The 14,938-nt window shown below is 36.7% G+C and carries 9 protein-coding genes; all 9 read right to left on the bottom strand.

The genetic code is table 11. The annotated features are described in order from the left end of the window. Nucleotide 1: 1 nt before the first annotated feature. The 9 genes from GI584_RS22310 to GI584_RS22350 all read right to left on the bottom strand — a co-directional run bounded on the left by GI584_RS22310 (nt 2) and on the right by GI584_RS22350 (nt 14,896). Nucleotides 2-1,996, bottom strand: coding sequence for an alpha-amylase family protein (locus GI584_RS22310; protein ID WP_153792668.1), 1,995 nt, complete (start codon nt 1,994-1,996; stop codon nt 2-4). Between the two features lie 33 nt (nt 1,997-2,029). Then, entirely contained in the window at nt 2,030-3,022 is a 993-nt protein-coding gene (locus GI584_RS22315) for an asparaginase (protein ID WP_153792669.1), read from the bottom strand. 87 nt (nt 3,023-3,109) lie between these two features. Next, a complete protein-coding gene (locus GI584_RS22320; protein WP_153792670.1) occupies nt 3,110-5,650 on the bottom strand; it encodes a beta-mannosidase in 2,541 nt (846 codons plus the stop codon). A 20-nt stretch (nt 5,651-5,670) separates the two neighbouring features. After that, on the bottom strand, nt 5,671-6,735 hold the full coding sequence (locus tag GI584_RS22325; RefSeq protein ID WP_153792671.1) for a Gfo/Idh/MocA family protein: 1,065 nt from the start codon (nt 6,733-6,735) through the stop codon (nt 5,671-5,673). Nucleotides 6,736-6,747: 12 nt separating this feature from the next. Further along, nucleotides 6,748-7,614: a sugar phosphate isomerase/epimerase family protein gene (locus GI584_RS22330; RefSeq protein ID WP_100358689.1), complete on the bottom strand. Its 867-nt coding sequence runs from the start codon at nt 7,612-7,614 to the stop codon at nt 6,748-6,750. Between the two features lie 15 nt (nt 7,615-7,629). Further along, nucleotides 7,630-8,616 (bottom strand): Gfo/Idh/MocA family protein, encoded by a 987-nt coding sequence (locus tag GI584_RS22335; RefSeq protein ID WP_100358688.1) that lies wholly within the window; start codon nt 8,614-8,616, stop codon nt 7,630-7,632. 1 nt (nt 8,617) lies between these two features. Further along, nucleotides 8,618-9,502, bottom strand: a complete 885-nt coding sequence (locus GI584_RS22340; RefSeq protein WP_153792672.1) for a hypothetical protein — start codon at nt 9,500-9,502, stop codon at nt 8,618-8,620. 9 nt (nt 9,503-9,511) lie between these two features. Next, nucleotides 9,512-12,658, bottom strand: a complete 3,147-nt coding sequence (locus GI584_RS22345) for an alpha-mannosidase (RefSeq protein ID WP_153792673.1) — start codon at nt 12,656-12,658, stop codon at nt 9,512-9,514. A 12-nt stretch (nt 12,659-12,670) separates the two neighbouring features. Continuing rightward, nucleotides 12,671-14,896, bottom strand: coding sequence for a glycoside hydrolase family 3 N-terminal domain-containing protein (locus tag GI584_RS22350; protein ID WP_153793048.1), 2,226 nt, complete (start codon nt 14,894-14,896; stop codon nt 12,671-12,673). Between the last annotated feature and the right edge of the window lie 42 nt (nt 14,897-14,938).

Here is a 14,938-nt window from a genome sequence, read left to right on the forward strand (position 1 = left end):
ATCAAACCTCACTTCTATATTCGATAACACACAACTCATGGCCATCTAATTTATCCACATGAATTTGAATATAGCTTCCTTCTTGTGTGAATGAGATTTCTTTACCTGAAGAAATACCTGTAATGTTAGCTACCTTTTTATCATCTACCCACACATTAAGGGTGATATTATACAAGGGGATCGGCTCCTCAATTGTATAAAGGTCAACTGATTTTTTCTCTGTTATATAATGCAACAAATGAATAGCATCAATCTTTTTATGGGGATTTCGTTGAATAGTTGCTAATAAGCTGCTCGGACCATTATGGGTAATCAATTTTTTATCTAATAAAATTTCTATTGCATCTTTCAGCATTTGCTTACACCACATTGGTGCTTTTTGTCGATAAAGATGAAAGATCGGATGAGAAAAATAAATGACATTTTCTAACTTGGTGACAGCTGGATGTCCTACTTCTTTTGAAGATGGAGCATGTTGATGGGAGCAGAATGTTTTACCTTCACGATTAAAATAAGGTTTGACCGTTTCCATTAATACATCTGCTTTTGTCGCCTCGATGAATGAACCAGTACTATACATAACATATTCTTCCTTATTTAACTGCTTGCCTATCTGCTCATTAGGTAAAACAAATTCTCGATCATAAGGGGAATCTCCAAGCCATTTCACACCTAATAGTGAAATTTCTTCTTTTTTTTGTTTTGTCAATGAACGATATGAGGCGATAATTTTACCACCATTTTTTTGATACTGTTTTAACTTTTCCTCTAGCTCTTCCCTATACTTGATATGATCTGGCAAAATAATTAACCGATAGTCATCAAAATTCATCTTACTATCGATAATATCAAATTGATAAGTTAATTCTTGAAGCATTCTTACGGTTCCTATCAAAGAAGGAGTAATACCTGGATTACCGGTTTCTTCAGGTGTAAGTACTGCGATTTCTGATAAGTTCACTGCTTCTTTACAATATGGTTCCATCTTCGCCACTTTTTCAAAAACAGATCCAATTAATTTGTAGGACCCAGTTGATAATTGCCCATTCGGCTGCAATTGATCTCCAATTGATATTCCTGCACCTGAAGCAAACATTTGGAAACATTCAAATTCTAATGCTGCTTGATTTTTCAAGGAATGGAAATCTCCCCAATATGTATGGAATTTACCTGTCATCCCAATAGTATCTTTCCCTAACATACGTGCATACCGGACAGTTGATGGAAAGTGATCATACCCCCATCCACCGCTTGGCAGAGACTCTATCTCTAAATGGGTATAGTCATTTAAACTAGCTTTTATTTTCGGACCAATATGTGAACTGTTATAAAATACACCTGCCTCAGGTATTCGTTGATGTATAAAAGTGGTAATCTCACGCCTAAATTCATGAAGCATGGTAGACGCGTACTTCATACGTTCTGCTTTTTGTTTAACATCGTAGCCTCTGGACTTCATTTGCTTGATACAACGGTCACAATGACAATCTACTTCAAATAAGATATCGAAAAAGAAGCCATCTATCTTTGTTTCACCAACAACTTGTATTATATCTGCCAGGTGTTCTTTAAAATATTGCCGATAGCCACTGTTCAAACAAATTGAATAATAAAAATGGGGTTCCGGTACTTCCTGAGTATTCATGAAATTTCCTTCACCATCCATGCACAGCCATTCTGGATGTGTTCTTGCAATATATCCATCCCATTGCACTGTTGTATAGATAGGCATTTTAATACCTTGTTCATGACATGCTTCTATTTGATCTAATAACAAATTTTTATTTTGTAATTGAGGATGGATTAAATCTGGTCTTCTTTCTGATGGATAATACAACCAACCATGATGACACCTGGCAAAGCAAGTAATAGAATTAACATATGAATCCTTTAATGTTTTTGCAAATTCTTGTTTATCAAATTGACTAGCGACTGCTGGAATAAATTCGCTTGTATGAAAATCTAAATGAACTTGCCTGTAACTTAAGTTACTCACACTCTCACCCTCCAAACGATATACCTTAATGATTTACACATATACCTCCGTATGACCTGCAATTTTCCCACTGTCATTGGTTATCTTTGAATCTTTTAAAGCATATAAACGATCAATCGTTTCTTTATTATGGTATGGAAGCTTCTTCAATATTTTTGCTACAAGTAGCGGCCAAAGATGTTCTGTCCCACTTAATACTTTTATGGCAATACTGATTTTTTCTTTCTTTAAAGCTAGACAATAAACACCTTGAGCACCACCTTTTGCGATAATATTGGGATCCTCTAAAAGAACAGAACAAATAAATTGATGTGATGCAACGATGTTTGGAAAACTATTCATTTTTTGTGTTATTTGATCAACAACCTCACACAATGGCTTATTACTAATCAAAGAATTATCTGCAAATTTCAAATAAGAAATTGCCATGTTTCGGAGCGGAATGGCATGTACAGGTGCCCCACATCCATCTAAACCTGTTATGATTTTATCTCTTGGAGTTTCTGATAATAGAGATACATAGTCCAAAATTTCCTGCTGAATGGGATGAGACATTTCATGGTAATCATCCATGCTAAGTCCTTTTTCCTTCGTATAAGCTAGAAATCCTAAATGTTTGCCTGCACAGTTATGCAGTAATTTTCTTCTTGGTTTATGAGATGCAATATATTTTTCTTTTGGTGCTACGTTTAATGGATAACTTTGATTACACACTAGTCGTTTTTCTTCTATACCCAACTTTCCGGCTAAACTTAATAATGCTTTTTCGTGATAATCTTCTCCCCTTTGTGATGCAGTGAAAAGAGCTGCTTCCTCTCCTGTCAGCTGATATTTATTTATTATATTACTAGAGAATACAGGTATCGCTTGGAGTGGTTTCATAGCTGAACGATAATAGAAAGGTTGGGTTATATCCCCTTTCTCAAAAACTACTTTTTTGTTTTTATCTATTACACAAACAACACCTTGATGGATATTTTCTACGTTCCCATTTCTAAACTCTTTTGCAATAACAGGAAAATCCATAATATCTCCTCTTCTATTTTGTAAGTAATATCTTTTGAGTAACTATAGTGGAAGGATGCATATTCCAATATGCATCCTTTTCCTTAGCTACTGCACTATATAATCATACATGGATGAAACGTTGACATTTGTAATCTCTTGTGTCTTCGTAAAATGTATATTTCGGCGCACTGAATCCGTATAAGTAATATATTTTTTGATCCCTGGAATCAAGGAGAAGTTATTATCTTCAAAACAACCCTCTTTATCTGTTTCCAACCAGACATTCATTGCAAATGATTGACTTTCTAATTCAATACCGCCATCAACATACGTAAGTTGTATCTGTGGGTCTTGCAATACAAGATCTTTCGGTTTTACCATTACATGCTCCACACTATCAATCACGTTTCCATTTACCGTTAATTGAGCAAACAATACAATATTATTACTCTCTTCTGCGATTCCTAACGATTGGATATCTGTTTCATAGATTACCGTGGAAGTATTTTGTCTCACAAAGACAGCTTGCGTTTCTTGAAAGATTGGTTGACCGTTTAAATCATAGATATGTAGAGACAGCTGTACTTCTTGATCCTGTAATTGATCGGATACCACATACACTGATAGGCTATCGTCCTTTTGGTCTACTATTAATGCAGTTGTTTTAAAGCGATTTTTGATAACATACTGTAACGCTTTCCATCTACCGTAATAGTCCATACTCGACCATGAAGCAACTGGCCAACAATCATTCAATTGCCAATATAGCGTTCCCATACAATACGGCATATTTAACCGATGTGCTTCCACCGCTGACCTGATCGCATCTGCTTGCAAAATATGACTAAGATGTAGAAACGACGGAAAATCCTTCGGTTTTTTATAGTACATTTCCATATAATTCTTAATCAGGCGATTTCCCGCACCATTTTTCTGATGATGTAACATAACATCTGATTCTAGTGCTAATTCCTCTTCTTTCGCATAGGTTAGGACTGTCTTTTTCTCTGGGAAAGACTGAAACCCATACTCACTCATAAAACGTCCAACTTTTTCTTTATAGGCTTCAATCGGTTTTAACCCATGCCAAACATCCCAATAGTGAATATCACCTTTTTCAACTGTATCAAACGTTGCATGCTGATTCTTATCATGCGATAGCTCTCTCATAGGGGAACTTGGCCAATAATCCGTATTCGGGTCATATTCTTCCACAATAGAAGGTAATAGATGATGAAAAACTTCATCGTACGCCTTCCAGATTTTTTTACGTTGTGATGCATTATACCGTTGTTTCCAGCCCCAGCCAGCTTTTTCTTCATATTGGGACCAGGCTGCATCCATTTCATTATTCCCACACCATAGTGCTATACATGCGTAATTTCGTAACCGTTTCACATTATCGATTGCTTCTTTTTTTACACTATTCATAAAAGAAGAATCGCCCGGATACATACTACATGCAAACATAAAGTCTTGCCAAACTAGTATCCCGTATTCATCACACAATTCATAAAACATATCATATTCATAAATACCACCCCCCCATACACGAAGCATATTCATATTGGAAGCTGCTGCTGTGGCGATGTCATGCTCATATTCCTCTCTTGTTGTCCTCGTTTGAAAACTATCATTCGGAATATGATTGGCCCCTTTCGCAAATATAGGGACACCATTTAACTCAAAATAGAAACTCTGACCATGTTGATCATCTTCTCTTACTAAACTTATTGATCGAAGTCCTGTTTTTACAACGCTTGTATGCTTTATTCTTTCATTTAACTTTAAATCTGCTTGAAAACAATATAAATAAGGTTTACCTAAACCATTGCTCCACCATAATTGAGGATTTTCAATCAATATCGGAATCTCTATTACTTGGGAACCTTTTGCTAGTTTACATGCCTTCTTTATATTCAAATCATGTTGATCGGAAATAACTATTGCTACTTCGATTTCTTTTGTTGCTTCTATTTCTAGAACAGCATTGATTTCTGCTTTTTCAGATGATACGGCTTGTTGTTGAATATGAAAATCTGTTAGCTTAGCACCAGACCATGCTTCTAAATAAACGCCCTTCCAAATACCACTTGTTACAAAGCGCGGCCCCCAGTCCCAACCATAATGATAGGGAGCCTTTCGAGCAAACACACTTAATTTTTGCTGACCAACTCCCCCATCTTCAGAATGGTCATTATCGGCTGGGAGGTTATATCCCAATTGATCGGGCTTATCTATATCATGATTTATTGGCGAATGGAAATATACGAGTAATTGATTCTCGCCAATCTTCAGGTATGATTTAACATCTACTTTCCAGCTTCTAAACATATTGTCTGCCTGTAGTACCTTCTCACCGTTTACATATACATCTGCATACGTATCTAAACCTTCAAATATAAGTTCCACTCTTTCTTCTTGTAACCACTCTGCAGATAGAGAAATAGTAGTTTTATATTCCCAATCCTGTTTATCAACCCATTGCAAATCCAGCTCATTTTCACCTACAAAAGGATCTGGTATCATCTCATGTTTTAACAAATCGGTATGTACACAACCAGGAACTGTAGCTAATTTCCAATCATTTGCGCCTGCTGTTTTGAAATACCAATTTTGTATTGAGGTCATTCTAACATTACTCATTTGCATGCCTCCGTCTATTATCAATCAAAGCGAACCTCTGTCTTTTCCTTACTTGATTTATATACACCCGTTAAGATCTTCATCATTTCTACACCATCTTCTACCGGCGCTATCGTTTCTTCTTCCCCTTTAACACAGTTAACAAAATGATCTATTTCATTTTGAAAACCTTGTGCAAAATCAAATGTCAGATGATCTATTTGAGGGGTACTGTTTAACATAATATTATTTTTCTCTGTAAAAATTTCTAATTGCGGCTCTATCTCTGCACCGCCTTTATCACCATGTAAACTAACGCGTATTTCTTCTTTTTTGGCGTGTAGTGAAAAGCTAACATCGACCATTAGAGAAGCACCATTTTCGAATCGAATAATCGCATTTGCTAAATCTTCCACACTATTTTGTTTAGCATCGTAATCAGCTGCTTTATAAAAAGATTTATATTCTATATTCGAACGATTGCCTAATTTGTGATACGTGTTGCCACTTACTGATTGCACTTTCGGCTTGCCCATTAAATACCAGCAAAGGTCGATAACATGAACGCCAATATCAATTAATGGTCCGCCTCCAGACCGTTCCTTATCCGCAAACCAGCCACCAGGATTTCCTAAAACCCGTAAACAGGTAGCTTTGGAGAAATAGATATCACCTAATTCTCCATGATCAATAAAGCGTTTTAATACTTGTGTGTTGGTACCAAACCGTCTAACATACCCTATTTGCAAAAACTGATCGGGATTATTTCTAACTGCTTCTTCTATCGCTAAAGCTTCTTCCACCGTTTTACACAATGGCTTTTCAGTTAACACGTTTTTCCCAGCATTTAAAGCAGCCATAGCGATTTCTGCATGTGTATTGTTCCACGTACAAATACTTACCGCATCTATTTCATTATTACTTAACATCTCTTGATAATCGGTATAATAATGTGTTACACCTAATTCTTCTGCCGTTTGTTTCGCACGAGCTTCATTCATATCACATACAGCAAACAACTCGGCATCTTGATTTTTTAAGTACCCTTGAATATGCATATCAGAAATCGAACCCAAACCAACAATACCAACTCTTACTTTACTCATTGTTCAACCTCCTTAAAGTTGATCCCAAATATTTCGAACATTTTTTAACGAGATATCACTAGCTTTCTTACACTCTTCCATTCCTTCAAATTCAATCGATACATATCCATCATAGCCGCTATCTTTTATTATTTTCAAAACACTCTCTAATTCAATATCACCATGCCCTGTAATAGCGCCACGCAAATATTGTCCACCTGCTGAGGAAAACCAGCCTTCTCCAGGGTTATGCCATGATTGGGGACGGATATAGAAATCTTTGACATGCACCATCGTAGCATGGTCGATGCATTTCTTGACAGCTATTATTGGATTCTCATCTGCACAAAGGAAATTACCCGTATCTAACGTATGACCAAAATTAGAACGATTGACTCGAGATACAATGAGATTGATACGATCACTTGCTTGAATATAAAAACCGTGATTTTCGATACTTGTTACAATGTCATATTGTTTTGCATAGTCTGCAATTTCCTGGCATGCTTCAATAATTTTAGGCAAATCGTTATCAAACTGTTCCATGCTAGCTTCTACCGGCGGCTTAAATGAAATATCATGTCTCATTCTTCGCACACCTAATTGATTGGCGATATCAACTTCCTGTTTTACTCGTTCCATTTCTGCTTGAAACGCTTTCTCATCACCACTTAAAAAGTCCGCTCCAATTGCGTAATTTGAAATGTCTACTCCTACTTCCTCAGCCTTACTTACTATGTCTGCAACTAATTGTGAATTGTCTGTTAATGTATAGCCAATCGGAACAATTTCAATATGCTCTCCACCTTGATCTTTTGTCCATTGAATAACATCTAATATCGACATTTCACCTTTAGCGATCGCATTTGCTAAACTGTATGAGCTCATCCCTAATTTCATTGTTAAGAGCCTCCTCTAGTTATGAATTAATGTTATCGGCCTTTTTTGTTGATTGGATTGATATGCTGCTTTTACAACTTCTAATGTTCTTAAACCATCTTCTCCTGTTATAAAAGGAGGTCGCGATTCCGTTACACAATGCAAAAAATCTTTGATTAACCTTTCATCCATATCATCAGACCAAACGAGATGTTCCAACTTGTTATCACGATCGTTAAACAGTAATGTATGCTCCTTAAATGCATCTACATTACATGTTCCTTGATCACCAAAGAATTCCAGTGTTACATCCCCCCATATCGGAAAAGTCTTAGGGCGTGACCAACTCGGATCAATCGTGACCACAATACCTGATGCAAATTCCAAGATAACCTGGCCACAATCTTCCACCACAATATCGTAAAATCTTGTATCAAATTCTGCATACACGCTTTTCACTTCATCCTTTAATATCCAGCGGAGTGTATCCACAATATGAACAATATGATCGGTGGCACAACCTCCACCCGATAGCTTTGGATCTACAAACCATCCACCTGGCATTTGTCCATGATTCGTAGTATTGACCGCTAAAATGTTGCCGATTTCGCTTTCATTGACTAATTTTTGTACTTCTTGAATCGCAGGCGCAAAACGAACAGGAAAAGCTATTTGCAAGATGACATTATTTTGATTACATGCCTCTATCATCTCCATTGCATCATTTATTTCTGTTGCAATCGGTTTTTCGCATAATATATGCTTTTTGTAATGTGCAGCTTTCACAACGTGCTCTTTGTGATTTGCATTTTCTGAACAAACAATAACAGCATCTAAATCAGTTTGCAGCATTTCATCTAAGTCAGTATAAAATGATGTTTTAAAGGTGTTTGCTATATCAGTTCCTCTTTGTTTATCGTTATCCCAGATACTCTCAAGGGAGGCATTTTTACTTTTCGTTAAAGCATTTGCATAACTAAATCCATGCATATGGGCAAAACTAATGATTCCGACTTTTAACATCTTATGCCCCTCCTTTTGTAACAGGTATAGATCTATTTAACGATGCTTCAATAGCTTCCCTAAAATCAATAGCTCTCGTTACCTCTGTTATATTATTGAACGAATGACGGTCTTTGGTTAAAACTTCATATACATCTTCCAATTGACGCTGAATCAACGGTGTTCCAATTGGATGAATCTCCCGTTTGCTTTTATCCGTTTTTACAACACTTATCGGATTTGTTTCATTACTTTTGTGGGTTAGCATTCCTTCAGAACCAGCAAGTTCGATATTTAATTCCTCTTTGCCAAATCCACGAGCTAATTCCAGTTGGGTGAAGCTGCTGTCCTCATGTCTGATATGAATGGTCATATAACGATTATCTATTTGTTTTGCAAAAATAGTTTTAAAATCTCCCAATGTATGATAGATCCAACCAATTAAATGGACTTCCTGTTCGAGGAATCTGCCATTAGAAGGTAATGTTTCTGATTTTAAAGATATTCGATGGACACCACTATTACCTAATTGTTGTGTTGTAAACTTTAGGTTTAAATTCACCAACTCCGGTGAATGTAGCATAGGATTGATTATACGAACCATCATCTGCTCTTCTTTCATAAAATTTATTAATTGTTTTGTTTCGTTTATACTTGACGCAAGGGGCGATACCAGGGTAATAGGTGTGTCCCTTCCTAACCTTTTTAAGATAACAGGCTTTAATTCTGTCGATACACATACATCAACCAATTCTGACTGCTCATGGGATGAACTAAAAGAAGGTAATGAATCTGGGTTATCTTCATTTATCACTATCGATTGTTCCACTCGCACTTCAGGAATGGATTCCCAACATGATAAATGTTTATTTAATTCTGATTCATTACCAATCAAAGTAACTTTCATTACACCTCTTCACCCTTTCTCTGTCGTAATTTGATATGTGCTAATTTCATAAGGCTTTAATTTTGTTTTATAGCTATCCGTACTTATTCCGGAATGATCGATCGGTTTTTCAAGAAGATTGGTTTCTTGGAACATAGCCTTTTCCGGTATACTCACTGTTGCTGATACCTCGCTCCCTTCTGCCTCATATAATCGAATAATCATTCCTTTATTGTTTTCAGCTAATTTTATAGTATCCAGTATAGCGCTTTCACTATCTATTTTAATAAACGACAGGGCACTTCCCAATTCTCCTTTAGATATCTCTGTTACAGATATAAAGTCTCTTGTATTTAACTCGTGACCTTTTTTGACCGTTTCAGCTGCTCTCCAATCACCTTGATGAGGATATAAAGAATATACAAACTGATGTCTGTGAATGTCTGCGCTTTGATCTGGCCACTTCGGCGACCTCAACAAAGATAGCCTGATATTTTGGCCTTTGATATCATATCCATATTTACTGTCATTTAGTAGGCTGACGCCATAGTTACCCTCTGATAAATCTGCCCACCGTTGGCCACAAACTTCAAATTGTGCCTGCTCCCATGTCGTATTATTATGTGTCGGGCGATCGATCGTTCCAAACGGTATTTCATAAGTAGCATGTGATGAATAAATATTAACTGGAAATGCTACTTTTAACAATTTGTTCTTTTCATTCCAATCCACTTCTGTATCGAAATCAATCAACTTAGAATAATGGTGGAAAATCATCTTCTGTGTAATAGTAGATTCATTGAACTTCCATTTAAAATGTAATTCATCTGTTAAGTTACTTGTGTAATAAACATTTGCCTCAAGCAACTTCATATTATCGATCTTTTGAGATACAAAGTTTGGATCTATATCCCATGCGTCCCAGTCTGTAGGCAGATCATCAAATAATTGTAGTTCATTAGCCACAGCCCCGTCTTGAACAATCTCTTTATCACACTGTTTATCATATAATCGTGTGATGAAGCCTTGTTCGGTAAATTCCACTATATAGTTAACCGTTTCCCACTTACCATTCAATGGTTTGGAAGATGCCAACTCATTTCCATCCTTTTCTTGTAACCAAACTGTCTTATATCCGAGTTGTGGCACATTGGGAATTAGTGCATGTAATTCAATGGTTGAATTATCAACCTTTACATGTTCTACCGGATACGGATTTCCTTCTTCATCCACCATTATTTTAGATAGTAACTCTTGATCACCACTCATTGTAATTAGACGATCTCTATCCCATCCCAAACTATTGAATATAATTACTGGTTCACCAGGGCCTTCTGTATTAATCCTGCTTATGATTTGCTCAATCGCATCCGCTTGCAAGGATTGGCCTTCAGTCAGTACTTCTTTATATTGCTGGTCTGATAATCTATAGACAGGTTCAATGGATGTACCAGGAACTATATCATGAAATTGATTCAATAAAATTAATTTCCAAAGATCTTTTATTTTTTGGACAGGATAATTATTTCCTGTTAGCAGATCAGCAAATGAATGCCATATTTCCAAACTTCTAAATAACGATTCAACTTGCCGGTTATATTTTTTTGTTTTGGCATGCGTAGTATAGGTCCCTCGATGAAGTTCCAAATATAAATCACCATACCATTTTGGCAATGTGGGTTTTTGCTGACTAATGTGTTCAAAAAAGTCATGTACCTTACTAAACTTCACATTAGGCAGACCCGGTAATGATTCTGAGCGTTTAACTGTTTCGATCATTTCTCTTGTAACACCACCTCCACCATCACCATATCCATATACCAACATTCTTTCGTTATGATCATTCTTTTGATTAAAATCATCCCATGTTGCTTTCATATCCTTTGGATTCGTTTGTTGCCCCAAAATAGTATGTAAGTAAGATAAAATTGTTGTACCATCAATACCTTCCCAATGAAATAAATCATACGGGAAACGATTGGTATCATTCCAATTTAACTTGGTCGTCATAAAGTACTCCGTACCAGCCTTCTTCAGAATCTGAGGTAAAGATGCACAATAACCAAATGTGTCTGGTAACCATTCCACTTTTGGTTCTGCTCCAAATTCTTCTTTAAAATACTGCTTGCCATATAACAGCTGTCTTACCAATGATTCACCGGATGGAATATTCAAATCTGGTTCTACCCACATGCCACCGATAATTTCAAAACGTCCTGCTTTTATTTGCTGTTTGACTCGCTCATATATTTTAGGATAATAATTTTTTAGATATTCAAATAATTGCGGTTGACTTTGCGCATACTCAAATTCCTCATACTCGTCCAGTAAAGTACAGGCGGTTGAAAAAGTCCTTGATGCTTTACGAATCGTTTCTTTTAAAGGCCATAACCAGGCAACATCTATATGTGATTGACCAATAGCTCGAATGGTTCCTTCGCGATATCCTGCCATCTCTTTTAATAGTGATTGAATACTCTGTTCCTGTTCGATCAACTTCTTTTGGTTCGTCAGCTCTTTCTCATCAGGTATTTTCCATTCATTCGCCAAATCTTCTAATGCCTTAAAAAGGATTGGTTTACGAGTATCAGAATCAGCCAAGAGAGCTAATGTGTTGCTGGCGGTTTCTAATGTATAGACAAGACTTTGCACTGCTCTATTAACTAATACCAATGCACTGTTTTCTAAAAATATTGGGGGTGGTGCCGTTTCCGCACTTGCTACCTGATTAAAGCCGCGTAAAGAATCTTCTGGAATACCAACAGGATTAAATAGTTCCATTTCTATATTTAATATACGTCTATCATGTGCATGATTTGCCAAAAAGCAAAAGGAACGGTTGCGGTCAAAACCTTGCATAGGCTCTCCGTTGATACTCATTAATGCTTCATAATGAGATGGAATGCCTCCTGGCCCACCAGCTTTGAATATGATTCCAATATCCCTTGAAGACCAATCATTCGGAATTTCTATACTATTTTTTAAAAAAGCTGTTACTCCAGACTCTATTAACGGTTCCCCGATTTTTACTGCCTCAAATGAATTCCTTTTCTCTAAAGAATGGTAATTCTCCGGGCCTTCATACTTAAATCTATTCATTTCCCAATTATTGATGATTTTTGATGCACGATATTGGTTGTTTCTTAGCAACCGAATCAAACGATGAATTCTTTGCATGACTATCCCTCACTATTCTTCATAAATCACTAACTTTTTTTCATCCAATTGATCGGATGATTCGCCTGCCATTAACATTACCATGCCAGGCTCAACTACTTGTTTCATTTCTATATTCCAAATCGATAATTCTTCAAAACCTAATTGTAATTTTACGTTTTTTGATTCTCCAACAGGTATCCAAACTTTTTGAAATGCTTTTAATTCTTTTGTTCTTTGCGTAACAGATGCTTCTAAGTCTTGAATGTATAATTGCACAACCGCAAAACCATCATATGCTCCTATATTTACGACATCGACTGACACATTGATGTATTCACCATTTGTTAACGCATGGATACTGATTGCTTCCTGTTCTTTTGTTGAAAATTCACACTGAAACGAACTATACGATAAACCATAGCCAAAACTGTACATGGCACGACCTACTTCATCATAGTAATCTTGTTTTGCTCCGCTATTTTTGACATTATAATATACCGGTAATTGATCTGCCGAATATGGAATAGATACCGGTAGTTTCCCACTTGGATTCACATCACCGAATAGGACTTCGGCTATCGCTTGACCGCCTAGTTGACCTGGATACCAACCTATTAATATCGCATCTAAATAGGCTTCAATATCTTTCAAACTATATGGCCTTCCTTGGATGAATACCCCGATCATCGGAGTATTTAAAGACGCTAACTCTTGCACTAAATTTTTCTGGACACCGCCTAAATCCAAATTTGCTACATCTATATTCTCCCCACAATCCATTTCAGCCTGATCGTAGTCCAGTACCGCTCCGTTATTTTCAAATTCCATACCAAATTCTCTTGCACTCGATCCGCCTAATGCTAAAATCACAATATCGGCTTTACTCGCAATCGATTTTGCATGATCAAAACCTGACATATCTGTTGATCGAATGCCACATCCCTTGGTATAAAGAATTTCACAATCTTCCTCAACGATTTTAGTTATACCTTGTTTAATCGTAACAGCTGCTTCTCTTCTTTGTGGTGCTGTATAATCTCCTAATAAGTTATAAACGCTGTCTGCATTCGGGCCAATAACAGCTACTGTTTTGTTTCTTTTACTTAAAGGAAGTAGATTATGTTCATTTTTTAACAGTGTAATAGATTGTCTCGCCATTTCCATATTTAATGTTTGACCTTTCGATCTATTTACTGAAACACTTCTTGGTTTGTCGTCAACTTCTGAAAATAGCCCTAACAAAAACTTTACATACAATACACGTTTAACCGCTTTATCTACTACCGATTCTTTTATTTTTCCATTCCTAACAGCTGCTTCAATTTGCGTATAAACATCGTCCCATAAGCTTAAATCAACACCCGCGTTTAAAGCATAGGCTGCAGCCAACTCTTTATCACCAGTGAGTAAAAGTAATCGGTCCAATGCTGTTCCATCTGCCATAACAATTCCGTTAAAGTTCCATTCTTCACGAAGTATATCTGTTAGTAATTTTCGATTAGCATGACACGGGATTCCGTCAATCTCATTATAGGCCGCCATACACGCTAAAGCCCCGGATCTGACTCCTGCCTTCATTGGTGGGAGATAAATTTCTCTTAATTCCCTTTCACCGATTAAAGCAGGGCCAGCATTATGTCCACCAACCGCAGCTCCTTGTGCAGCAAAATGTTTTAGAACAGCAATAACATGAGGGGACTCTTTATTATCTCCTTGCATACCTTTAACGACAGCCTCTGTCATACGGGCAGCTAAATAAGGATCTTCACTGAAACATTCCTCCGTTCTTCCCCATCTGGGATCTCGCGCAATATCCAATGTGGAAACTAATCCTAAATGCACACCCCTTTCCACTAATTCTGATGCTATATGTTCCGATACCTTTGTTTGTAAATCTGGATTCCATGTGGCACCAGATCCTAAATGAGTAGGGAAAACAGTGCTATCTAACGCTTGATGACCATGGGGACATTCTTCTGAAAAAAGGACCGGAATCCCAAGTCTAGTATGTTCCCTTAGATACTCCTGAATCATGTTTGTAACATGTAATGCATCCTCTAAAGGAATGCCATTCTCGAAATTTATGCCAGACCATGGGTCAGCTCTAAATAAACCGTATAAAGCCCCCATTCCTTGAAACTTTTGAACATGTTGTTTGAAGATTTCTGTTAATTCATATTGATTTCCATTTTTTCGATATACTTGCCAGCCATATAACTTTTGGTTCAATTGCCCTACCTTTTCCTTTAAAGTCATTTGCTTCAACAAATCATCGACTTGTTTCTTAATCAACGTTCA

Origin of the sequence: Gracilibacillus salitolerans (assembly GCF_009650095.1) — a bacterium.
Classification (GTDB): domain Bacteria; phylum Bacillota; class Bacilli; order Bacillales; family Amphibacillaceae; genus Gracilibacillus; species Gracilibacillus salitolerans.

What these genes read in the sequence shown, in the direction of transcription:
- GI584_RS22350 (WP_153793048.1), bottom strand. Translation starts at nt 14,896, where the DNA reads ATGACTTTAAAGGAAAAGGTAGGGCAATTGAACCAAAAGTTATATGGC.
- GI584_RS22335 (WP_100358688.1), bottom strand. Translation starts at nt 8,616, where the DNA reads ATGTTAAAAGTCGGAATCATTAGTTTTGCCCATATGCATGGATTTAGT.
- GI584_RS22330 (WP_100358689.1), bottom strand. Translation starts at nt 7,614, where the DNA reads ATGAAATTAGGGATGAGCTCATACAGTTTAGCAAATGCGATCGCTAAA.
- GI584_RS22320 (WP_153792670.1), bottom strand. Translation starts at nt 5,650, where the DNA reads ATGAGTAATGTTAGAATGACCTCAATACAAAATTGGTATTTCAAAACA.
- GI584_RS22345 (WP_153792673.1), bottom strand. Translation starts at nt 12,658, where the DNA reads ATGCAAAGAATTCATCGTTTGATTCGGTTGCTAAGAAACAACCAATAT.
- GI584_RS22325 (WP_153792671.1), bottom strand. Translation starts at nt 6,735, where the DNA reads ATGAGTAAAGTAAGAGTTGGTATTGTTGGTTTGGGTTCGATTTCTGAT.
- GI584_RS22340 (WP_153792672.1), bottom strand. Translation starts at nt 9,502, where the DNA reads ATGAAAGTTACTTTGATTGGTAATGAATCAGAATTAAATAAACATTTA.
- GI584_RS22315 (WP_153792669.1), bottom strand. Translation starts at nt 3,022, where the DNA reads ATGGATTTTCCTGTTATTGCAAAAGAGTTTAGAAATGGGAACGTAGAA.